This is a genomic window from Flavobacterium crassostreae, assembly GCF_001831475.1.
Taxonomy (GTDB): Bacteria; Bacteroidota; Bacteroidia; order Flavobacteriales; family Flavobacteriaceae; genus Flavobacterium; species Flavobacterium crassostreae.
The window spans coordinates 2,863,369-2,889,812 of sequence record NZ_CP017688.1 but is presented as its reverse complement, the minus strand read 5'-3'; the positions used below and the strand labels follow the sequence as shown (position 1 = coordinate 2,889,812).

The window sequence follows — 26,444 nt, the reverse complement described above, 5'->3', positions numbered from 1 at the left end:
TTATGAAGCAATTATTTGATGATGTCTCCTTCCAATGCAGCAAGCTAGTCACCAAAAGCTACAGTACTTCATTCTCATCTGCAGTCTACATGCTTTCACCAAGCATCCGAGAGGCCATTTATGCCATTTACGGGTTTGTACGTTTTGCCGACGAAATTGTGGACAGTTTTCAGGGATACAATCCAGAACAATTAATTCAAGATTTCGAAAAAGAATATTACAAAGCCTTCCAATCCGGAATAAGCCTAAACCCAATTTTAAACGCCTTTCAGCACACCGTCAAAGAATACGCCATTTCAGACCAACTAATTCAGGCGTTTTTGCAGAGCATGAAACAAGATCTAACCAAGACAGAATATGCCAGTAAAGAAGAATACAATGCCTACATATACGGCTCAGCAGACGTAGTCGGGCTGATGTGTCTTCAGGTTTTTGTAAAAGGAAACACCACCAAATACGAGCAACTAAAAGCCCAAGCCATGCGATTGGGATCTGCGTTCCAAAAAGTAAATTTTTTGAGAGATCTAAAAGACGATAATCTAGTCTTGAACCGAAATTATTTTCCGGGAGTAGATCTAAATTCCTTTAACGAAAAAGCAAAAGCGCAGATTATTGCCGAAATTGAAGACGATTTCAAAGAGGCCTACGAAGGCATAAAAAAACTACCCATAGAAGCCAAATTTGGCGTTTATACCGCTTACGTTTACTACAAAAAACTATTAAAAAAACTCGCCAACACCCCAAGCCACCAAATTGGCACCACCCGCATACGCGTATCCAATTACACCAAAGCAGGCCTACTAGCCCAATCCTTTGTGACCTACAAATTACGAATGGTCTAGTGCTACAGCAGCCGCAGAACAAATTCAGAAAAACATAAAAACCACCACAATGCTCTATTTTTTAATTTTCCTTAGCGTCTTCCTAATCATGGAATGTGTAACCTGGCTAACCCACAAATACATCATGCACGGACTCATGTGGTACTTTCACGCAGACCACCACCAGCCCAAATACGCCAACGTTTTTGAACGAAACGACATCTTCTTTGTCATTTTTGCCATCCCAAGCATCGTGCTTTTTTACTACGGTGTTGCGGGCGGCATCAACCATTTGTTTTTTATCGGTTTAGGGATTACTGCCTACGGTATCTGCTATTTTTTGATCCATGACGTACTAATACACCAACGTTTCAAATGGTTCAAAAACACCAATAACAGCTACCTAAAAGGCCTACGCAAAGCCCACAAAGTACACCACAAACACCTAGGCAAAGAACACGGCGAATGTTTCGGAATGCTCTTTGTGCCCTTCAAATATTACAAAATGTAACCTCATTTGGGCGTGACCCGCAAAAAAAATGCGGGTCGGGCTATACGTTCCCGCTTTTTTGCGCAAAAGCCTTGGGTTGCACCCAAGACAATTGCCCAAAAAGAGCGCCACTACTATCCCTCACGCAATCCCATTTTAGAGATCCGATCCAACTTTAAATACCAACCCCACACCATGAAACTCTACAAAAAAGAATCCGTACAATACGTAAGCGCAAGTCTAGACGAATGTTGGGCATTTTTCTCGAGTCCCAAAAACCTCCAAAAACTAACTCCCAACTCCATGGGATTTAAGATCACGGACTACGATGGCAAAAGCATGTACCAGGGACAAATTATCCAATACAAAATTTCGCCCCTAGCGGGTTTAAAACTATCTTGGACCACAGAGATCACCACCGTCCGAGACAACCACTATTTTATAGACGAGCAACGTTTTGGACCCTACACATTCTGGCACCACAAACATTTTTTTGAAGCCACAGACCAAGGCGTAAAAATGACAGACATAGTACATTATGCCTTGCCCTTTGGAATCCTAGGACGCATCCTCAACACCCTGATTGTAAAAAGAAAACTAACCCAAATTTTTGCACACCGCGAAAAAATGGTAGACCAACTCTTTAACTCCAAATAATGAACAAGCAAACCGTAACTATTTTTTGGTTTCGTCGGGATTTACGTCTAGAAGACAATGTAGGTTTGTTTCAGGCCTTGCAGTCTGGTTTTCCGGTACTGCCCGTGTTTATATTTGATGACGCCATTTTAGATAGTTTGCCCAATACCGACCCTAGAGTAGGTTTTATACACCAATCCTTAGCTGCTATTGCGACACAATTGCAACAAATTGGTAGTTCTTTGTGGATCCAAAAAGGAAATACAGCTGTAGTTTGGCAACAACTAATCAACGAGTTTGATGTTAACCAAGTTTTTTATAACAAAGATTACGAACCCTATGCCATAGCCCGAGACAAAACAATTAATAGTCTATTAGCTGCCAATGCTGCTGCTGTACATGCCTGCAAAGACCAAGTGATTTTTGAAGAATCAGAAATCACAAAAGCCGATGGTTTGCCCTATACGGTCTATACCCCATACAAAAATAAATGGTTAGAAAAATTCCACAGCAACGCTCCTATAACCCAATACGATTGTGCGGCACATTTTTCCAATTTTTATAAAAGTACTTTTCAATTTCCAAATTTGGAGCAAATAGGTTTTGTAAAAAGTGGCATTCAAGTAAAACCACATAACCTTACTAAAATTGCCAATTACCACCAAACTCGTGATTTTCCGGCAATGGATACCACCTCGTATTTGTCGCCTCATTTGCGTTTTGGAACCGTGAGTGTGCGTAAATTAGTCCATTGGGCTGCCCAAAAAAATGCCGTTTTTTTGAGCGAATTGATTTGGAGAGAGTTTTTTATGCAGATTTTGTATCATTTTCCAAGAGTGCTGACCAACAATTTTAAAACTGCTTACGATGGTATTGCATGGCGCAATAAGGAGGAAGATTTTAAACGTTGGTGTACGGGTACTACGGGATATCCTATGGTAGATGCGGGCATGCGCCAACTCAATCAAACGGGCTATATGCACAACCGAGTGCGTATGGTGGTGGCGAGTTTTTTGTGCAAACACTTGCTCATACAGTGGCAATGGGGCGAGGCCTATTTTGCCGAAAAACTATTGGATTACGAGCTTTCTTCTAATGTTGGAAACTGGCAATGGGCAGCCGGAACGGGTTGTGATGCGGCACCCTATTTTAGGGTATTTAATCCAGAAATTCAATTAAAAAAGTTTGACCCAGAGGGTATTTATGTTCATAGATGGATTCCGGAATTGGATTTAGAATATGGGCAGCCTATGGTAGCACACGCTATGGCCAGAGACAGAGCCATTGCAACCTATAAAGCCGGAATCGTGAAGTGATTTAAATAGGGATTATTTTTTGTAGAACCATTAAGAGATTAAGAAAACGTAGCAGTACTGCTAATGAAATCCAATCGTTTAATGGTTTTGTTTTTGTTAACGGATTTTTGTTTTGGAAACAAAATGGCTTTTGGTGCACCAAATACCTAGCCCAGATAGCAGCGGCATCCTTTTCTTTTTTTTCTTTCAAAAAAAAGAAAAGATAGAGCGGATAGCTGGATAAAGCTCCAACAAAACTAACGTTTCGCTGCTTTTTGTCAGTTGCGAACTTCGGAACTGATTATTTTCTGTTAAAGATAAAATTTCTTGCGAAATGTAAACGTGAACCTACCACAAAATTCGCAATTGCGAGAAACGGCTGTTAGCGGATGCCCTTATTTTTTTCGTCAAGTTGTTCGTTTAACATTTCAAATTTACCAATAATTTCGTTTAATTTAGATTGTAGTTTTTTAATTTGTTTTGGTCTTAAATAAAACCAATTAAATAGAATCCAAATTGAAGTAATCCCATAAGCAAATATTCCCCAAAAAGCTGTCATTAGTTGTGTGTATTCGTACATATACAAGCCAATTCCTGTTGAAAGCAAAACAAAATATAAATTCAACATTGTAGTTTGCATAAATTGTTGTTTTGCTTTAATGGCTATTAAGTTTTTCAAGTATTCACTATTATTTTGTGTGTTAGTTGCTTTTCTGAAAAGTGCAAAACTTTGGTTGTATGCGATTACAAAAATTACCATTGCCAAAATAGTTAATATAATACCTATTTTTGTTGTAATCATTTGTGGTTGATAGTACATCCAAATGAAAATAATAAATAAAGAGGTTATAATTAGTAAAAGGTTTGTTATGATTAATCTTTTTAAATTGGATTTTTTGAATGTATTTATTTTCGACAACAATTCTTCTTTGTTAGGCTCTCCTGTTTTTTGCTTTGCCCACAATTCGTTAAAATTTATATTACTGTTCATTTTCTTTAAATTTTTGAGTTAATTTTTCTTTTATTCTATGAATTTTCACTCTTATGTTGACTTCTGAAAGTCCAACAATACTGGCTATTTCGGATTGTTTTATGTTTTCTAATTCTAGTGAAATAATGATACGGTCTGTTTCTGGCAATTCCGAAATACACTTATATAAAAATTGAATTTGAGGTTCAATATTTTCTTCTTTTTCTTGTTTTAAATTGATTGGCAATTCTGCTTTTAGGAAACGGTTTTGTTTTTCAATTTGTCGTAAGCAGTTATTAGAAGCAATTCTAAAAATCCAAGTACTAATGTTGGCTTCGTTTCTAAATTTTGGTAGTTGTTGCCAAACGATAATAAATGTTTCCTGTGCTATATCTTGTGCAAGGTCGTAGTCATTTATGTAACCCATACACAAACGAAATATTTTTTGCCAATACGCTTTATAGATATCTTCAAATACCATCTTATTTCGTTGTTATGAAATTATTCAACTGGCTAAAATACCATTCTTTGTCGTCATACATTATAAAATGCAGTCCTTTGTTGGAATATTGCAAGTTGGCTGTTTTTAAGTTTTTATATTGCTCTTCTATGGCAGGTTTTACATTTTTAAAATATTCTTCCAATAAAACCAAAGTAGGGCATTTAATATTTTGAATCTTTTCTCTCAAATCTGTGTTTGAAAAATCACAGTACATTTCAGCAAAAGTTTTCCTGTCTGATTTCATACTCCAACTTACGACCAATTCTCTTTTTGAGGTATCTGCAACAAGTCGTTGAATTGACATTTTTTGCATTTGGTAAAATTGCTCATTCGTTGCTGAACTTATCTGATTTAACATTGCTGAACAGTCTTGTTTCTCTACTGTTTTGAAAGTTGGATTCATCAAGGCAGGCAAACAAGGAAGTGCATCTACAATAATAATTTTTTCAATGAGTTCTGGATAATCTGACGCAAGTGCCAAAGCTAAACCACCACCCATACTGTGTCCAATAATAATTGGCTTGTCAATTTTATTTTCTTTTATGTAATTGGCAATGCTGGTTTCCCAATTTTTAAAAGTTGCATTAGGTTGCGGTTTTACATCAGCAAAACCTGCCATTGTCAAAGTGAAACAAGTAAAATCCTTCTCATATTTGGATTTTGTTTCATTCCAAACTTCGCCAGAACAGGAGAATCCTGGAATGAAAATGATCGATTTACTACCTTGTCCGCTTTTTGTTACTTCAAAGGAATTTGTTTTGGTTTGTCCAAAACTAGTTACGCATAAACCGATAAATAAGAATAATAGGATTTCAATTTTTAATTTGTTCATTTTATTTATTTTTTAATTTGTTCGTCTTTTAGATACGGGATTGTCTAAAATGTTACAAAACTTTAAAAAATAATTTTAAAATGTTTGAAAGTGTAATTTTGGCGAGTGGTCTCAAAGGGTTTTCGCTAACCTATTAATTTGCGTAACATCCCGTTGAATATAAAGCCGTGGAAGGGCCAAACGGCATACCAATAGGCTTTGCCCCAAAAACCTCGAGGCGCAAAGGTGGCGCATTGGTAGAGGGTGTTTTCGATAATTTTGAATTCTAACCAGGCTTTTCCTGGTAGTTTCATCTCGGCAAATAAAAGGAGTTTTCCTTCGTGTTTGTTGGCATATAGCACGCGCCAAAAATCTAGGGCATCTCCGGGGTATAGGGCATTTTTGTTTGTTCGGCCTCTTCGGGAGCCTACGCCGCCAAATAATTTGTCTATAAATCCTCTGAGATCCCAGAGCCAATCGGCATAATACCATCCTGTTTCGCCTCCAATGGACCAGATTTGGTTAATGGTAAAATTTCGGTCTAGGATTTCTTTTTGTCTTAGATCTACAAAACAATTGGTTGTTGGAACGTTGCGATAGGCCGAAATATTGGTTTTAAAACGGCCGCTGACCAAGGAGTCTTTCCAGCTAGAAACTACCGTATTGGACGCTACTTTGCGCAGGGCTTTGGATAATGCAACGGTGTAGGGCATGGGTTGGAGTTGCAGTATGTTATTGATGCGGGTATCTTTGCAAACGACCTCTACTTTCATGCTGCTTACTAATGCGCTGGCTAGTTTGTAGGAAGTGGAGGTTACAAAATAGAGCCAGTAGGAGGAGAGTTTTGGGGTCATTATTGGAACGGTGATGATCCAGCGTTTTAGGTTTTTTGCTTTGGCAAAAGCGAGCAACATTTGTTTGTAGGTCAAAATATCGGGACCTCCGATGTCAAAATTTTGGTTGTAAACCACGGGATTTAGTAAGGATTTGGTTAAAAAATCCAATACATCTTGGATGGCTATGGGTTGGCATTTGGTATTGAGCCACTTTGGGGTGATCATTAGGGGAAGTTTTTGGACTAGATCTCTAATGATTTCAAAGGAAGCGCTACCAGAGCCCACAATAATTCCTGCTCGTAAAGTGGTGAGAGAAAAAGTTCCTAAACTGAGGATGTTTTCGACATTTTTGCGTGATGATAAATGTTTAGACAGCGATTCGTCATTGACAATGCCACTCAAGTAAATCACTTGTTTGGCTTGTGTTTGGTTAATTTGGGTTACAAAATTCTGTGCTGAAATTGCTTCTAGTTCGTCATATTTGTCTGAAGAACTCGACATGGAATGAATGAGGTAGTAGGCGGCATCTATATTGGTTGGTATGGCTTCTAAAGTTTCTTTTTTTAGAAAATCAACTTCGATCACGTCAATTTTATCTTGGAATTCTAGCGGAACAAAAAACCGGTTTATATCTCTTACGCAACACACTACATGATGCCCTTGTGCTATCAAAAGGGGTAAAAGTCTTTTGCCGATGTAGCCTGTTGCGCCTGTTAAGAGAATTTTCATGGGTGGGTTTTTAGGGGTTGGTTTAACTCAGTTTGTTCGAAATAAGACTGATAAATTCTTTTCTGGTTTTGTTTTTTTCAAATGCTCCTGTAAAAGAGGAGGTGGTTGTAAAGGAGTTTTGTTTTTCAATCCCGCGCATTTGCATGCACATGTGTTGTGCTTCAATTACTACGGCTACTCCTAGGGGTTCTAAGGCTTCTTGTATGCAGTCTTTGATTTGGTCGGTCAATCGTTCTTGCACTTGCATTCTGCGGGCATAGGCATCTACAATTCGGGGTATTTTGCTCAAACCTACAATTTTTCCGTTTGGAATGTAGGCTATGTGTGCTTTTCCAAAAAAAGGTAGCATATGGTGTTCGCACATCGAATATACTTCAATATTTTTTACCACAATCATTTGGCTGTGGTCTTCGGTAAATAAGGCAGATTTTAATATCTCTAACGGATCAATGGCGTAACCGTGTGTCAAAAATTGCATTGCCTTGGCGGCTCTTTCTGGTGTTTTTTCGAGTCCTTCTCTAGTTACGTCTTCGCCCAAACCAGCAATTATTGTTTTGTAATTTTGTGCTAAATCGGTTGTTTTTTCAGTGCTATAGATTTCTTTTCTTTCGTAATTTTTCATGGGTTTAATTGGATGCTTGGTTATTGCAATGTATGGGTTTATATTTTAAAAGTAACAATTCCGTAGTCCATTTCAAAAATCTGTCCTGAGATTGATTTGGCTTTGTCCGAAATTAAAAAGGCAGCCATTTCGGCTACTTCTTCGGGTTGTAGATAGCCTTTCATTGGATGGCGTTCTACCATGTTTTGTTTCATGCGGTCGTTGCGCAAAATTCCTGCTGCAAGTGTTGTTTGCGTAATGGTGGGAGCTATGGCGTTGATGCGTACTACAGATGCTAACTCGGCTCCTAGTGATTTAACTAATCCTTCTACGCCCGCTTTTGCAGTAGCGATACTGGCGTGAAATGGCATTCCTAGCTTTGCAGCAACGGTGCTAAACAATAGCATAGAAGGATTGGTTCCTTTTTTTAAAAGCGGTAAATATTTCTGAATAACCTGGACCGCTCCAATTACATTGATTTCAAAATCATTTCTAAAATCTTCGATACTCAAACTGCCTATGGGTTTTAAGTTGATGGATCCAGGGCAGTAAATCAAGCTGTCTATGGCATCCAAGTCTGGCAACGCATCGGCTAACACATCCATAGAGTAATGCACCAAATTAGGATGCGTAAAGTCGGGAGCGTTGCGGCTAATGTTGTATACTTTATTTTGTTCTACTTGTTGCATTAAAATAGCATTTCCTATCCCTTTGCTTCCGCCTATGAGGAGTATGTTTTTCATGGTTTGCTTATCTTTTTGAAATTTTATTGTTGCTAATTTGTTTTTGTCGGCTGCATTTAAAACGGCCTTTTTCAAAACTACGTAGTTTTTCGTGTTTGGTTTTTCGGCCCTGAACTCGGGCTCGCCACATTCTAAAACTGGATGGTTTCATTTCGGAGCGCATAAGGTCTATCACTTCGGACTCTTTTAGACCAAACTGTCTTTGGATTGCTTCAAATGTGGTGCGATCTTCCCAAGCCATCTCTAGGATTCTATCTTTATCCAGGGCATCAAGTTCTCTTTGCATTATTGGTATTTTTGATATTGGTTAACCACAATGGTTGCTTTTAAATCAAACAGTAAATTATACAGCCCAAAGAAGGTTCTATTCATGTAAATGAAATGTTTGGAACCCCGGTTGCCGTTCATTTTTCGTAGGTTGGTGTCTTTGGAGAAGCGTTCGCCTAATTGGGCAATGTTGCCAAAAAATTCTTCGTCAGAAAAATCAAAAGTTTCAGACTGAAATGGTTTGGTAAACAACGATAATAAGTCATAGAACATTTCTGTGAAATAGGTTTTTTCTTCTTCCGAATCATCCGCTCGTATTATTTCAAGTTCGAACAATTTAGCACTAAATGATGCAGGATTAGTGATCACTTTTTTGTCGATAAGCTCAAAATATGGGACATAAAATTCCTCTGGAATGGTTTTCATACAACCAAAATCAAGTGCAACCAATTCGTTTTTGGCATTAACCAAAAAGTTTCCTGGATGTGGATCGGCATGTACTTTTTTTAGAATATGAATTTGGTACATATAAAAATCCCACAATGCTTGTCCAAGTTTATTGGCAATCTCGGGGTTGGAGTTCTTAAATTGGGACAAATGCACGCCTGTCATCCAATCCATGGTGATTATTTTTTCGGACGAAAATTCAGGATAATAATTAGGAAACGTTAGGTTGTCTATTTTTTGACACGCAGCAACCACTTCTTGGCTTTGCTGTAGTTCTAATAGGTAATTGGTCTCTTCAATTAATTTATCTTCAACTTCTTTGAAATATTTATCGGAGTCATTTCCTTGCAGGTTGAACATTCTAATTGCAATAGGTTTTACCAAAGCCAAATCCGAAGAAATGCTATTGGCAACTCCAGGATATTGGATTTTTACGGCTAGTTTTTTGCCGTTTTTTTCTGCCATGTGTACCTGGCCAATACTAGCAGCATTTACAGATGTTGCATTGAATTGGTCAAATACTTCGTAGGGTGTTTTGCCCAAATTGGACTGAAAGGTTTTTAAAACCAAGGGAGGAGATAGCGGTGGAACCGAAAATTGGGACAAAGAAAATTTTTCAACATACGCCTGCGGCAAAAAACTTTTGTCCATGCTGAGCATTTGCGCCACCTTGAGGGCACTTCCTTTAAGGCTTTTTAGTCCGTCATAGATATCTTCGGCATTATCTTGGTTTAATTTGTCACGAGTAAGATCACTATTGACCATTTTTTCGCCATAATATTTTAGGTAGTTTACCCCAACCTTAGCACCAGTTTGCACCAGTTTGGTTGCTCGTTCTATTTTGGAAGTCGGAATGTAGTCTATCGTTTTCATTATTTTTTTTGTATTTTTTCTTTAAACATAAATTTGCCAAAATCAATCAGGCTGTCTATAGGAGCAACTTGCATTAATTCAAAACTCAATTTGACCGATTTTTCAATATAAATATCGGTTTTTTCAAAATTTGCAGAGGCATCTTCTAGCCAAAATTTGAGAGCCATTAGAAGCTGTATCCAAGCACTTTCTTGCAAGGCTTTTTGTTGTATTTTTTGCAGTTTTTCTTGTTTGATTCTTTGGTCGTCTGGAATTATATCTGCTACATAATCCAAAAAAGCAGTACGCAAAGCAGAGAGTTGGATCCAATCTTTAAGATGGTTTTTAGAACTATTCAAACTTTGGGTAACATAACTTCTATTGGCTTTTAGTAATTCAAAAAAAGTAAAATAAAAGCTGAGCATTTTATTTTTTAGGTCATAATCTGCGTAGTTGGGATCTTGTTGCAGTAAGGCAACGGTTTTATCCAAAAATAGTTTGTAAATTTCTTTCTCCATACTCTCTAAGGTGCCAAAGTAAGCATAGAAATCCGCTTCTGTAAAATGGTGTTGCTTGCAGAACAAATAAACGGATTTGGGTTTTTCATTATGTTCCAAGGTATATTCCATATACAAGGAAATTAGTTTTTCTTTTGATAATTGGGAGTTTTTAGGAGCCATTGCAAGTGTTTTTTAGAATGAGAGTATAAAGATACAAAATTGTTTAACAAAAATACATTAATGTTAAACAAAAAATACAGTATATTTGTTCTAGTTTAAATAATAAAGGTATGAAAAAGAATGTTTTGATAACTGGAGGGACTGGTTTTGTAGGTAAAAATTTAACTAAATTGCTCTTGAGTAAAGGATTTACGGTTGCTATTTTGAGTAGAAGCAAGCGTCCAGATACCGAGAATGTTTTTTACTACACTTGGGACATAGAAAAACAAACCATTGAAGAAGATGCGGTTTTGAAAGCAGATTATATAATCCATCTTGCCGGAGAAAATATAGCAGCCAAGCGCTGGACCACAAAACGAAAAAAAGCCATTATAGCCAGTAGAGAACATTCCATACGCTTGTTGTATTCTGTTTTGGCAACTACGGATAAAAAGCCCGAAGCCTTTATATCTGCCTCTGCAATTGGGATTTATGGTGCGTATAACGGTCAAGAAATATGCCTTGAGACTACTGCTGCTGCAAATGATTTTTTGGGCAAAACTTGTCAAATCTGGGAATCTTCGGTAGCTACTATAGCTGCTCTAGGAATTCGTACGGTGGCTATCCGTACAGGTTTGGTATTGGGCAAAGATGCTGGTTTGCTACAGCAATTAAAGCCAGTTTTTAAATACCGACTGGGTGCTGCTCTGGGCACTGGAGAGCAATACATGCCTTGGGTGCATATAGATGATTTGTGTAATGCGTATTATGTAGCAATTATAAACCAAGCCATGCATGGCCCATATAATGTAGCTGTAACAGACCATACCACCAACAAAATATTCTCTAAAACACTAGCCAGTGCATATGGATATAAACTTTGGTTGCCTAACATTCCGTCTTTTTTGTTGGCACTTGCAATGGGACAAATGGCTGTTATTGTATTAAAGGGTAGGCGGGTATCTTCTGCTAAAATTCAAAAGACCGGATTTGAATTTAAATGGGATTCTTTAAAGCAGGCCTTGCAACAATGTATTTAAAAATCCGGTTATTCTAAATTTACGACTACAGATACCTGAACTTTTTTGGCTATTTTGTTTCGTACTATATACGGAATTGTGATAGCAAAGGAATCGGTATCTACTATAAAATCAGAAATTATACGGATTCCGGTTTCGGATTTTTGGATAGCAGCCGGAACCCGGATAGCTTTGGATTTGCCATGAATGTAGAGCGTGCCGTTTAAATAATGTGTTTTGGGAGTTGTAGCAAGGTTTTTTAAATCAAATTTTTCAATAATGCCTTTAAAGATCGCTTTAGGATACCGATGGCTTTCTATATAATTAGCATTGAAATGTTCTTTCATTAGGCTTCTCTTAAACTGAAAATCGGTGATGTAAACCACAAATGTAATGTGACTTTTTGTGGCGTTCAAATCACAGCTTACTTGGTTGTTTTGGGCAGCAACGGCTTCAAATAACGGCACGGAGGCTTCAAAATGTACCAGTCCATTAGAGGTGGTATATTTTTGTTGGCCCAAACTTATATGAGCTAAAAACAGAAAAAATAGAAGCAGCAATTTTTTCATGACTTTGGTGGTAGTGTTCTCTTATAAGTTACAAAAAAAATAGTTTTTTTCGGTTCTTTTTTTAATTTAATTTTAAGAAAAAGCGTACAAAATAGATTCTGTACGCTTTTTCTTTTTTGGTATACTTAAAAATTAATCTAAAGCCACTTGCACATTGTATTTTTGCAGGCTTGCTAAGGTTTCGGTAGCACTATAGTTAAAATTTTCTTCATGACGGTCTTGTTCTTTCTTTAGCGCTATTTGCTTTAAGCAGTTACAAAAACGACGTACTTCTTCTAAATTAGAGAGTATCAGTCCGGGTACTCTTGCATTGGTGCCGTCTTTGTCTTTAGATACCATGGTAAAGTAAGAGGAGTTACAATGTTTGATCTTGCCGGTTTGTATGTTTTCAGACTCCACACGAATGCCAATAATCATAGAGCTTTTTCCGACATAATTAACGCTGGCTTTCATGGTTACTAGTTCTCCTACTTCGATAGGGTTCAAAAAATTCACGGTATCTACCGAGGCAGTTACACAGTAGTTGCCACTAAATTTAGAAGCGCAAGCAAAAGCAATTTGATCCAGTAAAGATAAAATATAACCTCCATGAATTTTGCCGCTAAAATTGGTGTGCGATGGGAGCATTAACTCCGAGATGCTTATGTTGGAACTGGCAACGGTTTTAAAAGGATTGCTCATTTTTTGCTCATGTTTATTTTAATTTAAAAGGCGAGTTTTCTTTGTGTACTTCTGTAATATAGTATTTGGTGTCTCCCCACCACGGAAAGGTTTTGTATCGTTCAATGTAGGTTAGTTTTATATACTGTCCTTCCATTTCTTTAAGATCTTCAATTACTTTTTTGTCTTTATCTAAAACAGAAAAAGAAAAAATTTGGGATCCCGAAAGACCTTGACTAATTTCTCCTTCCCAGGTTTTAAAAAGCATTCCTTTATGGCTAATTTTTATCAAATGTCCAGATCGTACTCCTTCACTATATGTGGCGTAGTAGATAAAGCTAAAATAACTCACTACAGAGAGGATAGTTAGGGCTACCATAATGGTAAAAAATTTTTTCATTTTGTTTGTTGTTTAAAATTGGTTTTTATTTTTGTTCGGCTCTTTGTACTATAGTTTCGGGCAATGCTTTTTTTGCTTTGGCTCCCATTTTTTTTAATTTTTCGACACTTACAATTAGGTTGCCTTTTCCTTGAGTGAGTTTATTCATGGCGGCATGGTATTCTGTTTTGCTTTCGTCTATTTTTTTGCCTATTTTGATTAAATCGGTCACAAATCCTTCAAATTTATCATACAAAGCTCCAGCTTGGCGTGCTATTTCAAAAGCATTTTCTTGTTGTTTTTGATTGGCCCACATACTATCAATGGTGCGTAAAGTGGCTAGCAAAGTGGCTGGAGTAACAATGATAATATTTTTTTCAAAAGCCTTATTGTATAAGCCAATATCTTGGTTTAATGCTAGGGCAAAGGCAGGTTCAATTGGGATAAAAAGCAAGACAAAATCTGGACTCTCAATGGGGTACACCTCCGAGTAGTTTTTGGCGCCTAATTGCTCCACATGGCGTTTTATAGAGAGCAAATGTTCTTTCAGATAAACCGCTTTTGCTTCTTCTTGTTCTTCATTACAGTATTTTTCGTAGGCAGTCAAAGAGACCTTAGAGTCCACAATCATTTTTTTGCCATCGGGTAGGTTTATTACTACATCAGGAATTACTTTATGGCCCTCTGCATTAGTGAAATTTTGTTGTATTTGGTATTCTCGTCCTTTTTCTAAGCCCGATTTTTCTAAAACCCGCTCTAACACTAACTCGCCCCAATTACCTTGTGTTTTGCTATCGCCTTTTAATGCTTTGGTTAAATTGACGGTCTCCTTACTCATTTGAATATTCATGTCGCGCAAGCCAATAATTTGTTGGCGTAAGGCAGCATGATAATCAATACTTTCTTTGTGGGTATCGGCTACTTTTTTTTCAAATAATTGTATTTTATCTTGCAACGGATACAAGATGTTTTGCATGTTTTCTTTATTTTGTGCTGTAAATTTACTGGATTTTTCTTCTAATATCTTATTTGCGAGGTTTTCAAACTCTTTAGTGAATTTTTGTTGTAAATTTTCTACTTCGTTGCGTTGTTCTTTATTGCGTTCCCAGAGGTTTTCAAAATCTGCTTCTTTTTTTGAAAGTTGTATAGCCAGACTATCTTTTTGGTCTCTTAGGGTTTCTTTTTCTAAAAGGGCGGTGGCTATTTTTTTTTCTAAAGCTATTTTTTCGTGTTTCCAATGCTCTTTCAATTGGTCTAGTTGGAGTGTTAAAGCAAGTGATTTCTGTTCTAAACTTATTTTTGTAGTCTGAAAATGGGCAGAAAAAAGAAGTTTTCCTATAAAAATACCTATTGCAAGTGCAATACTAAAAAGAATCAAAAAGGAGGACAACATGCTAGACATGGTATTTTTATTTTGGGATAAAAATAAGGATAATAAAATTATTTAGAATAGCAATTAGATCAAAAAATATCCGCCTAATAGGTGTTGTCACCAAAATAATAAAATAAGCCAGTAGCTTTTTTATTTAAAAAGTTACTGGCTTTGAACCATTGTTGCTATTCTCTTTGGATATTTATTTGTCTTCATTGCGATTCATGTTGCCACGGTCGGTGTGGTTGTCAGGATGCGAATTTGGATATCTTTTGGCGGTAATGTCGGAGTTTAAATCTTTATTCTCAACCGTTATCATGGCTTCTTTTTCGGTGGTTACTCCACGATTCAAATTTTCATTATCGGCCTCTTTTTCTTTTTTTTCGGGTACAATAGCAGCAATTTCTTGGTTGTTTCTTGCTCTTTGTACTAGGGTTTGTTGACCATCTTTATCTACTTCAATTTCTAAAGGCATTGTATCGGAGGGCGATTTGTTTTCTTTTTCGGAGCATTTTTTACTAAAATCTTCGTTGTTAGGCTTTTTGTTTAGATTTTTCTTTTCCATGTTGGTGTGTTTTTTAAATTAAAATGTAGTTAGGTGCTATTCTAGGGATCTGTTAGTGATTTAAAGAGCGATACAGAATGTGGATAAACACCTTAAGCAAGGTTAATAATACTATTTTTGGAATAAAAAGCCACATCATTTAACATTGCTTTTAGATTTTGGATACGTAGGTCAATCTTATTTTGATGCTATTTAAACAACGTTATCTTTGTGGTTTTAAAATATAATCGAAGTCCGATATGCAACATGCGCATTTTATTATTCATAAGCCTTATGGTTATTTAAGTCAGTTTGTTTATGCGCTAAAACGCAAAAAAAAACTGCTAGGAGAATTGTATGATTTTCCGGAAGGAACCATGGCAATAGGGCGGCTAGACGAAGATTCTGAAGGCTTGCTGCTCTTGACCACAGATGGCAAAATGAGCCAACTTATTCGTTCTAAAAAAGTAGAAAAAGAATACTATGTACAAGTAGATGGAATGATTACTCAAGAGGCAATAGACCAACTAAAAGCAGGGGTAACCATAGGTTATAATGGCACCAAATACCTAACCCAAAAATGCCAAGCCCAATTGCTCCCAACAACGCCAGATTTAGGGCTTAGAGCCAAAAAAATAAGAGACCCTCGTCATGGGCCAACCTCTTGGGCCTCTATCACCGTTAAGGAAGGCAAGTTTAGACAAGTACGAAAAATGACTGCAGCAGTGGGTTTTCCGACACTACGATTGGTTCGGGTTAGAATAGGCAACATACATTTAAATACTTTAGAAGCCGGTGGAGTTATAGCAGTTGCAACGCTTCAAATGCCGGATAATGAATACTAAATTAATACCATAAGCATGTTAAATATAGTTTTAGTGGAACCCGAAATCCCTAATAATACCGGGAATATTGGTCGTTTGTGTGTTGGTACACAAAGCAAGTTGCATTTAATTCATCCGTTTGGATTTGTGATTAATGACAAAAATTTAAAACGTTCTGGATTAGATTATTGGGTGCATCTTGATGTGACAGAATATGCCAATCTAGCAGATTGGAAGGCACAGATACCAGATACTTCAAGAGTTTTTTTGATGAGTTCTCATGCCAAAAAATCCTATTTAGACATTGCATTTCAGGACGGAGATTGGCTTGTTTTTGGAAAAGAAAGTTGTGGACTCTCCGAGGCAGTTTTAGAACAATTTCAAACCCATTTAAAAATACCTATGGCCACCAACATCCGGAGTTTTAATATCGCCAATGCGGTAGCTTTTGTAATTGGAGAGGCCAAACGCCAAATAGGCTGGTAATCTTTAATGAAACATGGTTTGAGCTAACAAAATGGGTTTTGGTGTTATGATTTGTGGTTTAGGATAGTTTGCAGCGTGCTTTTATTGGATGATAAAAGCCCCTTTGTTAGAGTCAAACCAAATGCTTTCGTCATTAAATAATGCCTTAAAATTGCCGTTAGCAATACAATTGCAAGGGCTGTCTTGGACTACATTTTCGGGCGTCATGATGATTATTTGGTCACTCAATTGGATGGCCATATCTATATCATGGGTAGAAAATAAAATACATTTTTGGGTTTCGGTTGTAAGCTTTTTTAAGAGTTTAAAAAGAGCAACTTTATGCAATAAATCCAAATGTGTAGTAGGTTCGTCCAATAGTATAAGTGGGGTGTCTTGAGCCAATGCACGAGCAACGAGCACTTTTTGTAATTGCCCATCGCTTATTTCGTAATGCTTTTGGAGCGCCAAATCCGAAATTTGTGTAAGCTCCATGGCAGTAGTTATTTTGGCCATATCTGTAGGGCTTAGTCTGCCAATCCAATTGGTGTAAGGTTGCCTGCCTAGGGCAATTAGTTCAAAAACGGTTAGGTTGCTAGGCGGTAGTTTTTCGGTGAGTACTACACTCAAATTTTGGGCTAAGGCTAAGGGGCTGTAATCGGTTATTTTTTTGCCATCTAACCAAACACTGCCTTCTAGAGGTTTTTGAATGCCAGTAATGGTACGCAACAAGGTAGATTTGCCTACGCCGTTAGCCCCCACTAAGGCAATTAATTTTCCTTTTTCAAAATTTAGATTCAGGTTTTTTGCAACAACCGTAGTTTGGTTTTTGGTCTTGTAACCAATGGTTAACTCTTTGGTTTTTAGAATAGTAGAGCTCATAGCGTTTGTTTTTTTATTTCTATAAAAAAGAAAAGAAGTATACCTTATCCCATCATTTTCTTTTTCCGAACCAATAACCAAATAACTATTGGTGCTCCAAGCAACGAAGTTACGGCATTTATAGGTAAAATTAGGTCCAAACCAGGTAGTTGAGAGGCAAGATCACACACTAGCATTATTGTGGCTCCTAACAAAAGTGTACTCCAGTACAAAACCAAATGGTTGCTAGTTTGAAAAATAAGTTTTGCAATATGCGGCACAGCCAAACCAATAAATGCAATAGGGCCTGCGTAGGCAGTGATGCTTCCGGCCAAAATACTGGTAGCAAGAATAATTAAAAATCTTGTTTTTTTGAAATTAAGCCCCAAACTCCGAGCATAATTCTCTCCAAGTAACAAGGCATTTAATGGTTTTATACTCAACAAGCTTATGCCTAGTCCTGCCAAAACCGCCACAGACAATACGCCAATAGAAGTCCAGGACAAATTACCTAAGGTTCCCATGGACCAAAAGGTAAATTTTTGTAATTGTTCGGCGGTGCTAAAATACGTTAGTGTACCAACAACAGCACTAGTAAAACTACCAAACATAAGCCCCACAATTAATATAGCCATAGTATCTCGTAGGCGGTGCGAAACTACTAAAACAGCCAATAATACCATAGCACTTCCGGTGGTGGATGCCAAAATAATTCCGTACGAAGATCTAAATAAATCTCCGATACCAGCAGGCATAAAGGCAGTGCCTAAAATAACAAAGGCCACTCCCAGACTTGCGCCAGAACTTAGCCCCAAAACATACGGTCCCGCAAGAGGATTCCGGAACAAGGTTTGCATTAACAAACCACTTACAGAAAGTCCCATGCCTACCAAAACGGCTGTTATTGCTTTGGGCAAACGGTAGTGAATGAGGATATACTCCCAGGTGGATTTGCTAGCCTGACCGGTGGTTAAGCTTTTGAATACCTCTTGGAACGGAATGGCTATAGATCCAAAACTAATGTTTGCAAAAAATAAAACCACTAAGGCTATACTAAGTACTGAGAATAAAATAAAATTTCGTTTGTGGCTTGTCAAGATACATGGGATATAAGAGCACTAACCCTATGGTGTGTAGTTAGTTTTTGGTTAAATAAATTGTTTTGATTGGGCATGTGGGACGCAATGGTTTTTAATTTAATTTTTGTGCAAAAGCAAAGGTGTAATTGGGAACTAGTTCCGGATGAAAAATCTTGATATAATCTTTTAAAACTAAATCGGGTCTGCTGGGTGCTAATTCATAGTAGACCGTGCCGCCTGTAGCACCAATTTTACCTTCAAAGGTGTACACTTGTTTGGTTCTGAAGGCATTAAATTGACTATAATGTGGGTTGGTGTTTGCTAATTCAGTAACCGTACGGTATGGACCAGTGGCAATCCAATACGTGGCATTTTTGGCTTTGTCTAAAACGCGTTCTAGTGGCAACCCAATACTGCCTGTGCCACCAACATCAGACCATAAATAATTTGCCTTAGCATCTTTTATAAATTGCGCTACCCAGCTATTTGCTTTGGCAACATACCATTGGTCTTGGTACATAGCACCATATAACACCGTTGCAGTAGGTTTTTTGGTGGCAACCAAAGCTAGCGCATCGGTATAATTTTTTACGATTTTGTCAAACTGTATCTTTGCTTCTTTTTCTTTGCCAAAAAGCGCACCATAGAGTTTAATCCATTCTGCTTTTCCTAATGGAGATTGTTCCATCCAGTCTGCTTGTAGGAGTACCTTTAGACCACTTTTTTCTAGATTGTCTATCATGGGGTTGGTATTGTCTATACCAAAAGTAACAATAAGCTCTGGGTTTAAATCAATTAATAGTTCGATGTTTAATTGTTCGTTTTGGCCTACATTTTTAACCACTCCTTTGTCTATTAATTTTCTTGTTTCTTTGGAAGAAATATAATCCGTATGCGGAAAACCTACCAAACGTTTTGCTACACCAAGTATTTCTAAATACGGTATACTTGTGGTTGAGGTCACTACAACAGACTCTAGCGGAACCCCAATAGAAGGATATTGAAGCAAACTATCCGGAACCACTCCGTTTTTTTCTTTTAAGACATATGTATAGTTTTTTTGCGCATTAGGCCAAGGATTAAGCACTTTTATCCGAGTATACCCTTTGTGTTTATAAATAGCCAAACTACGAGCATATTGGACTTCATTGGTAGCTGTTGTAACGGATTTGGTATCTGGAGATTCTTCTTTTTTGCAACTAATGCAACTAAACAAGGCAACTAAACAAAGCGTTTTTAAGAAAGAAAGTTTCATGAATCTATTTTAAGATAGAGACAAAGGTAAAAGAAAATATAAAAAATCTTGTTTATTTTTAATCCTAAAAAATACAACAAACCTTATCTTTACCGCGTATGGGTTTTTAAAAAAAATAAAAGCACTAACATAACACCATACCCTAACCTAACAATCAGCACCATGATATACTTAATTACTGGCGGGGAGCGTTCCGGAAAAAGCAGCTATGCCGAGAGTCTAGCCCAACAACTCTCCGATACGCCAATGTATGTAGCTACGGCCCGAAAATGGGATGCAGATTTTCAAAACAGAATTGCACGCCATCAAAAAGACCGAGACAAGCACTGGATAAATATAGAAAAAGAAAAATATTGGAGCGAAATTGATTTTGTAGAAAAAGTTGCCGTAATAGACTGTGTTACATTATGGTTAACCAATTTTTTTGTAGATACCAACCATGACGTATCCTTGTGTTTAGAACAAGCCAAAGCAGAATTTGCCAAAATAGCAGCCCAACCCAATGCAACCATTATTATCGTTACCAATGAGATAGGAATGGGAGTACATGCCGCCACACCCATGGGACGAAAATTTACAGAACTACAAGGATGGATGAACCAATATTTGGCACAAAACGCCCATAAAGTAGTGGTAATGATTTCTGGAATTCCGCTAACCATAAAAGGATGAGTAGGCATTTTATGACCTCGTGGAGTGGCGGAAAAGACTGTTGTTATGCTATGATGTTAGCAATAAACCAAGGTTGGGTTCCCAAAGTACTACTCAATATGATGCACGAAAACGGCAAAAGATCCCGTTCTCATGGTTTGCCTTTATCCATTTTGAAGCAACAAGCTCAAAGAATGCAACTACCATTAGTAGCCATAGCAGCCACTTGGCAAGATTATGAACAAAAATTTATCCATACCCTACAAGATCTAAAAACCCAATACCATCTAGATGCCGCTGTTTTTGGAGATATCGATTTGCAAGCCCATAAAGATTGGGAAGATATGGTTTGTAAAGCCGCAAGGATACAATCTATTTTACCTTTGTGGCAACAAGACAGAATAGATTTAGTACACCAAATGATACAAAATGATATCCAGACCAGAATTGTTTCCTGCAATACCTACATGGGAGAAGGATATTTAGGAAAACTTTTGACCAAAGATTTAGCAACCGAATTAAAACAAAAAGGGATTGATCCTTGTGGAGAGAACGGAGAGTTTCATACCTTGGTGGTAAATTGCCCGCTTTTTTCGCAGCCCATTATCCTACCAGAGTTTTCGGTTGCTACCCATAATGATTACTGCTTTGTGGTTTGGCCCGAAGAGACAGAGCAACTTGCCCAACCCTAAAATGCAAAACAAAATGACCTACTTAGATGAAATCCTAAAATCCCGTAGGGATACCCGACACTTTACCAAAGATCCCGTTCCTGAAGAGGTTATTCAAAAAGCATTGCAAGCAGGACATTGGGCCCCCTCAGTAGGTTTGACAGATGCTACCAAATACTACTTGATAAAATCCGATTCTATCAAAAAAGCAGTTAAAAAATTGTTTGTAGATTTTGACCAAAAAGCAGCAAATCAAACCGATAATGAGTCCCAAAAAAAAGCATACAAAGCCTTAAAACTAGAAGCCATAGAAGAAGCGCCACTAGGCTTAGTGATTGGTTATGATCGGTCTGTTTTGAACCATTTTACAATAGGTACAGTGGGCAGCAACGAAGCAATAAAGTTTAGTTCCGTTTGTGCAGCTCAAAATATTTGGTTGTCTTTGACAGAGCAAGGCTATTCTATGGGGTGGATTTCGATACTAAATTACCACCAATTTAAGCAACTACTCGGATTGCCAGATCATATAGAGCCATTGGGGTACTTTTGCGTAGGCAAGCCAGCAACCAATTATGGCAACCAACCCATGCTACAACAATTAAATTGGAAACAAAAAACAACAGCCCCTTTTGTGCAAGAAATAAATTTTGCAAACCCGATTAATACCGCTACAGCAAAAGAGCCCGCAAACCGTACAACCAATTCGCAAACCAATTGTAATACCGCTATTTCAGTTGCCTTAAAAGCAAAAATAGACCACAAAACCAAGCCTAAAGGTTCTTTGGGTTTTTTGGAAGACATAGCGCTACAAATTGGACAAATTTTTCAGACCACAACCCCGGAGATAAAAAAGCCACATTTGATAGTTTTTGCAGCAGATCATGGCATTGCAGAGCATGGCGTAAGCACCTATTCGCAAGACGTAACCCAACAAATGTTGACAAATTTTCTGGCAGGTGGAGCAGCCATTAATGTGTTTTGCAACCAACATAACATCCAACTATTGGTGGTAGATGCGGGAGTAAATTATGATTTTGGAGCCAATTCTAATTTGATTTCGGCCAAAATAGCCAAAGGTACCCAATCTTTTTTGCATGGCCCAGCAATGAGTGGTACAGAATTGGATTTGTGTTTTGCCAAAGGAGCCGCAATTGTAGCCGATGTAGCCAAAACAGAAAGCAACTGCATTTGTTTTGGAGAAATGGGCATAGGCAACACCTCCACCGCTTCGGTATTGATGCACATACTAACAAAAATTCCGATTAAGGAATGCGTAGGCAAAGGCACAGGAGCTAGTTCAGAGCAGTTAGAGCATAAAATTGCAATTTTAGAAACAGCAGTCCAAAACTATAACAAAACCGATATTTTGGAGCAACAACTTGCCTATTTTGGCGGGTTTGAAATTTTTCAGATAGCAGGCGCAATGCTAGAAGCCTACCGGCATAACATGCTTATTGTGGTAGATGGATTTATTTGTACCGTTGCCTATTTAATAGCTCTAAAACAAAACCCTTTACTCAAAAAAAATGCCCTATTTAGCCACGAATCTGCAGAGCAAGCACACAAAAAACTCTTAGATTATCTAGACGCAAGGGCTATATTGCAATTGGATTTACGCTTAGGCGAAGGTACTGGTTGTGCAATTGCTTTTCCAATTATAGAATCTGCGTTGGCTTTTTTGAATAAAATGGCCACTTTTGAAAGCGCTAATGTAAACTCTAAATAAAGCCTAAATAAAGCCTAATAAACGCAAAACTATATATCATACAAGCTAATCTCTATCTCTATTTTAACACTATCATGAAAAAACAAGTACATCTATTTTTTACAGCACTGCTATTTTATACCCGAATTCCGTGTCCTAAAAACATAGATCATAATCCGGAATATTTAAACCAAGCTACGCGTTATTTTCCTTTAATTGGTTGGATAGTTGGAGCAGTGGCCTTTGGAGTATTTGTTTGGAGTAATTATCTAACCACCCCCGAAATAGCAGTGGTTGTATCGATGGTTATTTCGGTTTTGGTTACGGGAGCTTTTCATGAAGATGGTTTTGCGGATGTTTGTGATGGTTTTGGCGGCGGATGGACCAAAGAAAAAATCCTTTTGATTATGAAAGATAGCGCCATAGGAGCCTATGGTGCCATTGGGGTGGTTTTGTTATTATTGCTAAAATTTATGGCACTTATTGCTTTGGTAAAAGCCACATTCTTGCTTAGCACAACACCATATTTATTTTGTTTTGGATGGTTTGTCACGGCACATTCTTTGAGTCGTTTGGCAGCAATATCTATTATTTTTACCGAAGAATATTCTCGCGAAGATGCCAGTAGCAAGAGCAAGCCTATTGCCCAAAGTTTTACATGGGTAGAAGTTCTAGGAGCATTCTTCTTTGGATTACTACCTCTTTTGGCTTTGGCTTATTTGCAATGGCAAGTACTATTGGTTTTGCTACCTGTTTTTGGAACTAGATTTTTGATGGCTCGATATTTTAAAAAATGGATTTCGGGATATACCGGAGATTGTTTGGGAGCAACCCAACAAGTTTGTGAGGTGGTTTATTATATAACGATGGTTGTTTTATGGAAGTTTATTTAGTGCGGCATACCCAAACGGTTTGCAAAAAAGAAATTTGTTACGGACAATCCGATGTTGGTTTATTAGCCCCTTATTTGCCTATTTTTGAAGAGATCAAAGCGCAAATTCCGGTAGGAGCAACGGTGTATTCTAGCCCGTTATCTCGGTGCGTTTATTTGGCCAAATATCTATCGGAATCTCCCATTTTGGACCACCGTTTGCTAGAAATGAATTTTGGAGATTGGGAGTTGCAACCCTGGAACGCCATTGCACCTGAGGAGTTGCAGCCCTGGATGGATGATTTTGTAAACATACAGGTGCCTAACGGAGAATCTTTTGTAGAACTGTACCAAAGAGTAGATGATTTTTTTAAAAAAGAACTCCTTTCAAACCCTTCGGGCCCGGTGGTATTAGTAACGCATGCTGGAGTAATCCGAAGTATTTTATGTAAAATAAGCTCTTTGGCCTTAAAAGATGCTTTTCAAAACAAAGTAGATTTTGGTGCGGTTATCCAAATTAAAATCGGGTAGATCCTAACAAAATACCACATTAAGGTTACGTAATACTTTTGTTGAACTTGCTTTGTAGCCCAATTAAGCAGTATCTTTGCCGCCGTATTGAGGTTGTGTTTTTAATTTTTTATAAACACATTAAAAGGGAATCAGGTGCCCTCTAACACCCATGCTTTTACATTTGTATAAAAGTATTGGATACGAGCAGTCCTGAGCTGTACCCGCAACTGTAAGCTATAAAGCTTGTTGTTAACTACAAAGCCACTGAGAGGATTTTATTTAGTCCCTTGGGAAGGTAAACAACAAGACGCAAGCCAGGAGACCTGCCTAGTATGCTGAGTATCAAACTTTCGGGAAAAAAAGTTTGGGTATGGGTCACGCTATGCTTTTCTCCCTAATTTTTTAAATTTTATAGTATTAAAATGAACAAAAAAATCCTTCGCATTAGTGCGATTGCATTGTTGTTTGCCATGCATGGTATGGCGCAAGAACAAAAACCAAATCCGTTAGAAGAAGTAGTAATTTTAGACTCAAAATTTGCTTTACCAAAAGAAAAATCTGGTAAAGTAATTGTGAGCATTACTGCTGCAGATTTAAAGAAAAAGCAAGGCCAATCTTTAGCAAGTATATTGAGTACTGTTGCTGGAGTAGAAATTAACGGAAACCAAAGCCGTAATGGTAAAGATCTAGGGGTTTATTTACGTGGCGGTAGAGGACATCAGGTTTTGATTTTGATCGATGGTGTTCCAGTTACAGATGCCTCGGGTATTAATTTGTCGTATGATTTGCGCTTGCTACCTGTAGAACAGATTGAAAGCATCGAAATCATGAAAGGAGCCGCAAGCACCTTATACGGTTCTGGCGCCGCTACAGGAGTAATTAGTATTACTCTAAAAAAAGCAACCAATCAAAAAATTGCCGCAAATGTGCACATGGATATGGGGACACAAATGGTAGCCAAACAAAAGGATTATAGCGTTAATGATTTTAACCAAGGTTTTGGTTTGCATGGCAAGATTCAAAAAATAAATTATTTTGCCTCGTTAAATAGTACCGAAACCACAGGTATATCCGAAGCAAAACCACGCCTTAACCAAACTCCTTTTGAAGAAGATCGTTTTTCGAGGGTCAACTCTTTAGTAAAGGTAGGTTTTGTACCGAACCAAAAACTAAGTTTTGATTTTTTTGCCAATTATGACAAAATGAAAAATGAATTTGACTCCGGATCCTTTGCAGATAACCCAAATAATTTTGGCACCTCAGAACAATATAGAGTAGGAGTAACCCCAAAGTACCGATACAATAAAGGAGAATTGGTTTTGCAAACGAGTGCCAATTTAATGGATCGATCCCTATTTAATTTTGGAAGCTTTTCTTACTACAGATCCAGAAGCGTCAATGCAGATGCCTTCAATAAATACAAAATCAACAATCAGGTCGTTGTGATTACTGGAGCGCAATTTCAGTTTCATGAAATGTCCAACAAAAGTGATTATAGTGTTATTCCAACAGAATTGGCAAAATTTAATATGATAGACCCTTATGCAACGGGAGTTTATAATTCGGATTTTGGATTTAATCTAAATGCAGGAACACGTTTAAATGTGCACAGCAAATATGGAACTAATTTAGTGTTTAATGTAAATCCATCCTACAGCCTGGGTAGCCTACCACTTAAGGTGCTAGCGTCGTATAGCACGGCTTTTGTGGCGCCAAGTTTGTACCAATTGTATTCTTCTTACGGAGATCTAGACTTGTCTCCAGAAGAAGACGCTACGGTCGAATTGGGTTTTGAGGCTAGTTTTTTAGATAAAAAAGCCACCCTGTCTTCTGTTGCTTTTTTGAGAGAAGAAACCAATGCCATTGGTTTTGACCTAATGACCTACAAGTATTTTAATGTTGCAGGAATAAATAAAGCAAGAGGCGTAGAGACTATGATTAGCTACGCATGGAGTGATAGAGCAACTATTCATGCCAACTATACTTTTACGGAATTAGAAAAGCAATCTAGAATTTTAAACCCGAAACACAAAGCGAACTTAGAGTTGGCTTTTCAGGCTAGCTCGCGTTTAAATTTGGCTGCAAGTTACCAATTTGTTTCGGATCGTTATTTAGAGTATACCACTTATCCCGCACCAGCATATGCTCCGGTGTTGAATACTGCAATACTGGAGGATTATCAATTGGTTAACATGAACCTTCGGTACGAATTGATTAAAAACAGAATGCATGTTTTTGCAGCAGCAAATAATATTTTAGATAAAGATTTTGTAGAATCTAGAGGTTTTAGTACAAGAGGAAGAAATATCAAAGCCGGTTTGACTATTTTATTATAAAAATTAAAAGC

Annotated in this window: 30 protein-coding genes and 1 riboswitch; of the genes, 13 read left to right on the top strand and 17 right to left on the bottom strand. The window is 37.6% G+C overall.

The window, feature by feature from the left end; translation table 11 throughout:
- The first annotated feature begins 2 nt into the window (after positions 1-2).
- The 4 genes from LB076_RS12825 (at position 3) to LB076_RS12810 (ending at position 3,263) form a co-directional block, all read left to right on the top strand.
- Entirely contained in the window at positions 3-842 is an 840-nt protein-coding gene (locus LB076_RS12825) for a phytoene/squalene synthase family protein (protein ID WP_066332196.1), read from the top strand.
- A gap of 49 nt (positions 843-891) precedes the next feature.
- On the top strand, positions 892-1,332 hold the full coding sequence (locus LB076_RS12820; RefSeq protein WP_066332194.1) for a sterol desaturase family protein: 441 nt from the start codon (positions 892-894) through the stop codon (positions 1,330-1,332).
- Positions 1,333-1,506: 174 nt separating this feature from the next.
- Positions 1,507-1,968, top strand: a complete 462-nt coding sequence (locus LB076_RS12815; protein WP_066332729.1) for an SRPBCC family protein — start codon at positions 1,507-1,509, stop codon at positions 1,966-1,968.
- Positions 1,968-3,263 carry a cryptochrome/photolyase family protein gene (locus LB076_RS12810; RefSeq protein ID WP_066332188.1) on the top strand — a complete coding sequence of 432 codons (1,296 nt, stop codon included), beginning with the start codon at positions 1,968-1,970 and terminating at the stop codon, positions 3,261-3,263. Before LB076_RS12815 ends, LB076_RS12810 begins: the two co-directional genes overlap by 1 nt.
- Positions 3,264-3,624: 361 nt before the next feature.
- On the opposite strand, the gene LB076_RS12800 is transcribed toward LB076_RS12810, so the two are convergent.
- From LB076_RS12800 to LB076_RS12760, 9 genes are all read right to left on the bottom strand, one after another.
- Positions 3,625-4,233 (bottom strand): hypothetical protein, encoded by a 609-nt coding sequence (locus LB076_RS12800; RefSeq protein WP_066332180.1) that lies wholly within the window; start codon positions 4,231-4,233, stop codon positions 3,625-3,627.
- Positions 4,223-4,693 carry an RNA polymerase sigma factor gene (locus LB076_RS12795; protein WP_066332175.1) on the bottom strand — a complete coding sequence of 157 codons (471 nt, stop codon included), beginning with the start codon at positions 4,691-4,693 and terminating at the stop codon, positions 4,223-4,225. The genes LB076_RS12800 and LB076_RS12795 overlap by 11 nt, the downstream gene beginning before the upstream one ends.
- A 1-nt stretch (position 4,694) precedes the next feature.
- The gene (locus LB076_RS12790; RefSeq protein WP_066332173.1) at positions 4,695-5,546 is read right to left on the bottom strand and encodes an alpha/beta fold hydrolase; all 852 of its coding nucleotides are present in this window, start codon (positions 5,544-5,546) and stop codon (positions 4,695-4,697) included.
- Positions 5,547-5,671: 125 nt separating this feature from the next.
- Positions 5,672-7,090: an SDR family oxidoreductase gene (locus LB076_RS12785; protein ID WP_066332170.1), complete on the bottom strand. Its 1,419-nt coding sequence runs from the start codon at positions 7,088-7,090 to the stop codon at positions 5,672-5,674.
- 22 nt (positions 7,091-7,112) lie between these two features.
- Complete coding sequence (folE, locus tag LB076_RS12780) at positions 7,113-7,712, bottom strand: GTP cyclohydrolase I FolE (RefSeq protein ID WP_066332168.1); 600 nt, start codon at positions 7,710-7,712, stop codon at positions 7,113-7,115.
- Between the two features lie 38 nt (positions 7,713-7,750).
- A complete protein-coding gene (locus tag LB076_RS12775; RefSeq protein ID WP_066332166.1) occupies positions 7,751-8,434 on the bottom strand; it encodes an SDR family NAD(P)-dependent oxidoreductase in 684 nt (227 codons plus the stop codon).
- A gap of 7 nt (positions 8,435-8,441) precedes the next feature.
- Positions 8,442-8,720, bottom strand: a complete 279-nt coding sequence (locus tag LB076_RS12770; protein ID WP_066332164.1) for a TIGR03643 family protein — start codon at positions 8,718-8,720, stop codon at positions 8,442-8,444.
- On the bottom strand, positions 8,720-10,021 hold the full coding sequence (locus tag LB076_RS12765; protein WP_066332162.1) for an ABC1 kinase family protein: 1,302 nt from the start codon (positions 10,019-10,021) through the stop codon (positions 8,720-8,722). Before LB076_RS12765 ends, LB076_RS12770 begins: the two co-directional genes overlap by 1 nt.
- A complete protein-coding gene (locus LB076_RS12760) occupies positions 10,021-10,680 on the bottom strand; it encodes a TetR family transcriptional regulator C-terminal domain-containing protein (protein WP_066332159.1) in 660 nt (219 codons plus the stop codon). Before LB076_RS12760 ends, LB076_RS12765 begins: the two co-directional genes overlap by 1 nt.
- Positions 10,681-10,790: 110 nt before the next feature.
- Here LB076_RS12760 and LB076_RS12755 point away from each other — a divergent pair, with 110 nt between their 5' ends.
- Positions 10,791-11,699, top strand: coding sequence for a TIGR01777 family oxidoreductase (locus LB076_RS12755; protein WP_066332158.1), 909 nt, complete (start codon positions 10,791-10,793; stop codon positions 11,697-11,699).
- A gap of 8 nt (positions 11,700-11,707) precedes the next feature.
- On the opposite strand, the gene LB076_RS12750 is transcribed toward LB076_RS12755, so the two are convergent.
- From LB076_RS12750 to LB076_RS12730, 5 genes are all read right to left on the bottom strand, one after another.
- On the bottom strand, positions 11,708-12,247 hold the full coding sequence (locus LB076_RS12750; protein WP_066332156.1) for a YceI family protein: 540 nt from the start codon (positions 12,245-12,247) through the stop codon (positions 11,708-11,710).
- A 132-nt stretch (positions 12,248-12,379) separates the two neighbouring features.
- Positions 12,380-12,928, bottom strand: a complete 549-nt coding sequence (locus LB076_RS12745) for an acyl-CoA thioesterase (RefSeq protein ID WP_066332154.1) — start codon at positions 12,926-12,928, stop codon at positions 12,380-12,382.
- A 13-nt stretch (positions 12,929-12,941) separates the two neighbouring features.
- Entirely contained in the window at positions 12,942-13,307 is a 366-nt protein-coding gene (locus LB076_RS12740) for a 6-phosphogluconate dehydrogenase (protein ID WP_066332152.1), read from the bottom strand.
- 25 nt (positions 13,308-13,332) lie between these two features.
- The gene (locus LB076_RS12735) at positions 13,333-14,688 is read right to left on the bottom strand and encodes a DNA recombination protein RmuC (protein ID WP_066332149.1); all 1,356 of its coding nucleotides are present in this window, start codon (positions 14,686-14,688) and stop codon (positions 13,333-13,335) included.
- A 172-nt stretch (positions 14,689-14,860) separates the two neighbouring features.
- Positions 14,861-15,223, bottom strand: a complete 363-nt coding sequence (locus LB076_RS12730) for a hypothetical protein (protein ID WP_066332147.1) — start codon at positions 15,221-15,223, stop codon at positions 14,861-14,863.
- A 239-nt stretch (positions 15,224-15,462) separates the two neighbouring features.
- On the opposite strand from LB076_RS12730, the gene LB076_RS12725 reads away from it, so the two are divergent.
- Positions 15,463-16,047 carry a pseudouridine synthase gene (locus LB076_RS12725; protein WP_066332145.1) on the top strand — a complete coding sequence of 195 codons (585 nt, stop codon included), beginning with the start codon at positions 15,463-15,465 and terminating at the stop codon, positions 16,045-16,047.
- 15 nt (positions 16,048-16,062) lie between these two features.
- A complete protein-coding gene (locus LB076_RS12720) occupies positions 16,063-16,512 on the top strand; it encodes a tRNA (cytidine(34)-2'-O)-methyltransferase (RefSeq protein WP_066332144.1) in 450 nt (149 codons plus the stop codon).
- Between the two features lie 81 nt (positions 16,513-16,593).
- Here the strand turns inward: LB076_RS12720 and LB076_RS12715 are convergent, their stop codons facing one another.
- The 3 genes from LB076_RS12715 to LB076_RS12705 form a co-directional block, all read right to left on the bottom strand.
- Positions 16,594-17,373: an ABC transporter ATP-binding protein gene (locus LB076_RS12715; protein ID WP_066332728.1), complete on the bottom strand. Its 780-nt coding sequence runs from the start codon at positions 17,371-17,373 to the stop codon at positions 16,594-16,596.
- 44 nt (positions 17,374-17,417) lie between these two features.
- Positions 17,418-18,449: an iron ABC transporter permease gene (locus LB076_RS12710; RefSeq protein WP_066332143.1), complete on the bottom strand. Its 1,032-nt coding sequence runs from the start codon at positions 18,447-18,449 to the stop codon at positions 17,418-17,420.
- Positions 18,450-18,543: 94 nt separating this feature from the next.
- Positions 18,544-19,686, bottom strand: coding sequence for an ABC transporter substrate-binding protein (locus LB076_RS12705; RefSeq protein WP_066332141.1), 1,143 nt, complete (start codon positions 19,684-19,686; stop codon positions 18,544-18,546).
- 162 nt (positions 19,687-19,848) lie between these two features.
- On the opposite strand from LB076_RS12705, the gene cobU reads away from it, so the two are divergent.
- From cobU to LB076_RS12675, 6 genes are all read left to right on the top strand, one after another.
- Positions 19,849-20,358 carry a bifunctional adenosylcobinamide kinase/adenosylcobinamide-phosphate guanylyltransferase gene (gene cobU, locus LB076_RS12700; protein WP_066332726.1) on the top strand — a complete coding sequence of 170 codons (510 nt, stop codon included), beginning with the start codon at positions 19,849-19,851 and terminating at the stop codon, positions 20,356-20,358.
- Positions 20,355-21,029 (top strand): Dph6-related ATP pyrophosphatase, encoded by a 675-nt coding sequence (locus tag LB076_RS12695; protein WP_066332139.1) that lies wholly within the window; start codon positions 20,355-20,357, stop codon positions 21,027-21,029. The genes cobU and LB076_RS12695 overlap by 4 nt, the downstream gene beginning before the upstream one ends.
- Before the next feature lie 13 nt (positions 21,030-21,042).
- Positions 21,043-22,734: a nicotinate-nucleotide--dimethylbenzimidazole phosphoribosyltransferase gene (gene cobT / locus LB076_RS12690; protein WP_066332723.1), complete on the top strand. Its 1,692-nt coding sequence runs from the start codon at positions 21,043-21,045 to the stop codon at positions 22,732-22,734.
- A 74-nt stretch (positions 22,735-22,808) separates the two neighbouring features.
- The gene (locus LB076_RS12685; protein ID WP_066332136.1) at positions 22,809-23,606 is read left to right on the top strand and encodes an adenosylcobinamide-GDP ribazoletransferase; all 798 of its coding nucleotides are present in this window, start codon (positions 22,809-22,811) and stop codon (positions 23,604-23,606) included.
- Positions 23,591-24,115: an alpha-ribazole phosphatase family protein gene (cobC, locus tag LB076_RS12680; RefSeq protein ID WP_066332135.1), complete on the top strand. Its 525-nt coding sequence runs from the start codon at positions 23,591-23,593 to the stop codon at positions 24,113-24,115. The genes LB076_RS12685 and cobC overlap by 16 nt, the downstream gene beginning before the upstream one ends.
- 72 nt (positions 24,116-24,187) lie before the next feature.
- Positions 24,188-24,442: riboswitch (cobalamin riboswitch) on the top strand.
- 77 nt (positions 24,443-24,519) lie between these two features.
- On the top strand, positions 24,520-26,433 hold the full coding sequence (locus LB076_RS12675) for a TonB-dependent receptor plug domain-containing protein (protein WP_066332134.1): 1,914 nt from the start codon (positions 24,520-24,522) through the stop codon (positions 26,431-26,433).
- Positions 26,434-26,444 lie beyond the last annotated feature (11 nt).

What these genes read in the sequence shown, in the direction of transcription:
- LB076_RS12815 (WP_066332729.1), top strand. Translation starts at nt 1,507, where the DNA reads ATGAAACTCTACAAAAAAGAATCCGTACAATACGTAAGCGCAAGTCTA.
- LB076_RS12810 (WP_066332188.1), top strand. Translation starts at nt 1,968, where the DNA reads ATGAACAAGCAAACCGTAACTATTTTTTGGTTTCGTCGGGATTTACGT.
- LB076_RS12735 (WP_066332149.1), bottom strand. Translation starts at nt 14,688, where the DNA reads ATGTCTAGCATGTTGTCCTCCTTTTTGATTCTTTTTAGTATTGCACTT.
- LB076_RS12720 (WP_066332144.1), top strand. Translation starts at nt 16,063, where the DNA reads ATGTTAAATATAGTTTTAGTGGAACCCGAAATCCCTAATAATACCGGG.
- LB076_RS12755 (WP_066332158.1), top strand. Translation starts at nt 10,791, where the DNA reads ATGAAAAAGAATGTTTTGATAACTGGAGGGACTGGTTTTGTAGGTAAA.
- LB076_RS12765 (WP_066332162.1), bottom strand. Translation starts at nt 10,021, where the DNA reads ATGAAAACGATAGACTACATTCCGACTTCCAAAATAGAACGAGCAACC.
- LB076_RS12740 (WP_066332152.1), bottom strand. Translation starts at nt 13,307, where the DNA reads ATGAAAAAATTTTTTACCATTATGGTAGCCCTAACTATCCTCTCTGTA.
- folE (WP_066332168.1), bottom strand. Translation starts at nt 7,712, where the DNA reads ATGAAAAATTACGAAAGAAAAGAAATCTATAGCACTGAAAAAACAACC.
- cobT (WP_066332723.1), top strand. Translation starts at nt 21,043, where the DNA reads ATGACCTACTTAGATGAAATCCTAAAATCCCGTAGGGATACCCGACAC.
- LB076_RS12715 (WP_066332728.1), bottom strand. Translation starts at nt 17,373, where the DNA reads ATGAGCTCTACTATTCTAAAAACCAAAGAGTTAACCATTGGTTACAAG.
- LB076_RS12760 (WP_066332159.1), bottom strand. Translation starts at nt 10,680, where the DNA reads ATGGCTCCTAAAAACTCCCAATTATCAAAAGAAAAACTAATTTCCTTG.
- LB076_RS12785 (WP_066332170.1), bottom strand. Translation starts at nt 7,090, where the DNA reads ATGAAAATTCTCTTAACAGGCGCAACAGGCTACATCGGCAAAAGACTT.
- LB076_RS12825 (WP_066332196.1), top strand. Translation starts at nt 3, where the DNA reads ATGAAGCAATTATTTGATGATGTCTCCTTCCAATGCAGCAAGCTAGTC.
- LB076_RS12800 (WP_066332180.1), bottom strand. Translation starts at nt 4,233, where the DNA reads ATGAACAGTAATATAAATTTTAACGAATTGTGGGCAAAGCAAAAAACA.
- LB076_RS12675 (WP_066332134.1), top strand. Translation starts at nt 24,520, where the DNA reads ATGAACAAAAAAATCCTTCGCATTAGTGCGATTGCATTGTTGTTTGCC.
- cobC (WP_066332135.1), top strand. Translation starts at nt 23,591, where the DNA reads ATGGAAGTTTATTTAGTGCGGCATACCCAAACGGTTTGCAAAAAAGAA.
- LB076_RS12730 (WP_066332147.1), bottom strand. Translation starts at nt 15,223, where the DNA reads ATGGAAAAGAAAAATCTAAACAAAAAGCCTAACAACGAAGATTTTAGT.
- LB076_RS12685 (WP_066332136.1), top strand. Translation starts at nt 22,809, where the DNA reads ATGAAAAAACAAGTACATCTATTTTTTACAGCACTGCTATTTTATACC.
- LB076_RS12790 (WP_066332173.1), bottom strand. Translation starts at nt 5,546, where the DNA reads ATGAACAAATTAAAAATTGAAATCCTATTATTCTTATTTATCGGTTTA.
- LB076_RS12750 (WP_066332156.1), bottom strand. Translation starts at nt 12,247, where the DNA reads ATGAAAAAATTGCTGCTTCTATTTTTTCTGTTTTTAGCTCATATAAGT.
- LB076_RS12775 (WP_066332166.1), bottom strand. Translation starts at nt 8,434, where the DNA reads ATGAAAAACATACTCCTCATAGGCGGAAGCAAAGGGATAGGAAATGCT.
- LB076_RS12820 (WP_066332194.1), top strand. Translation starts at nt 892, where the DNA reads ATGCTCTATTTTTTAATTTTCCTTAGCGTCTTCCTAATCATGGAATGT.
- LB076_RS12795 (WP_066332175.1), bottom strand. Translation starts at nt 4,693, where the DNA reads ATGGTATTTGAAGATATCTATAAAGCGTATTGGCAAAAAATATTTCGT.
- LB076_RS12705 (WP_066332141.1), bottom strand. Translation starts at nt 19,686, where the DNA reads ATGAAACTTTCTTTCTTAAAAACGCTTTGTTTAGTTGCCTTGTTTAGT.
- LB076_RS12725 (WP_066332145.1), top strand. Translation starts at nt 15,463, where the DNA reads ATGCAACATGCGCATTTTATTATTCATAAGCCTTATGGTTATTTAAGT.
- LB076_RS12770 (WP_066332164.1), bottom strand. Translation starts at nt 8,720, where the DNA reads ATGCAAAGAGAACTTGATGCCCTGGATAAAGATAGAATCCTAGAGATG.
- LB076_RS12695 (WP_066332139.1), top strand. Translation starts at nt 20,355, where the DNA reads ATGAGTAGGCATTTTATGACCTCGTGGAGTGGCGGAAAAGACTGTTGT.
- LB076_RS12745 (WP_066332154.1), bottom strand. Translation starts at nt 12,928, where the DNA reads ATGAGCAATCCTTTTAAAACCGTTGCCAGTTCCAACATAAGCATCTCG.
- cobU (WP_066332726.1), top strand. Translation starts at nt 19,849, where the DNA reads ATGATATACTTAATTACTGGCGGGGAGCGTTCCGGAAAAAGCAGCTAT.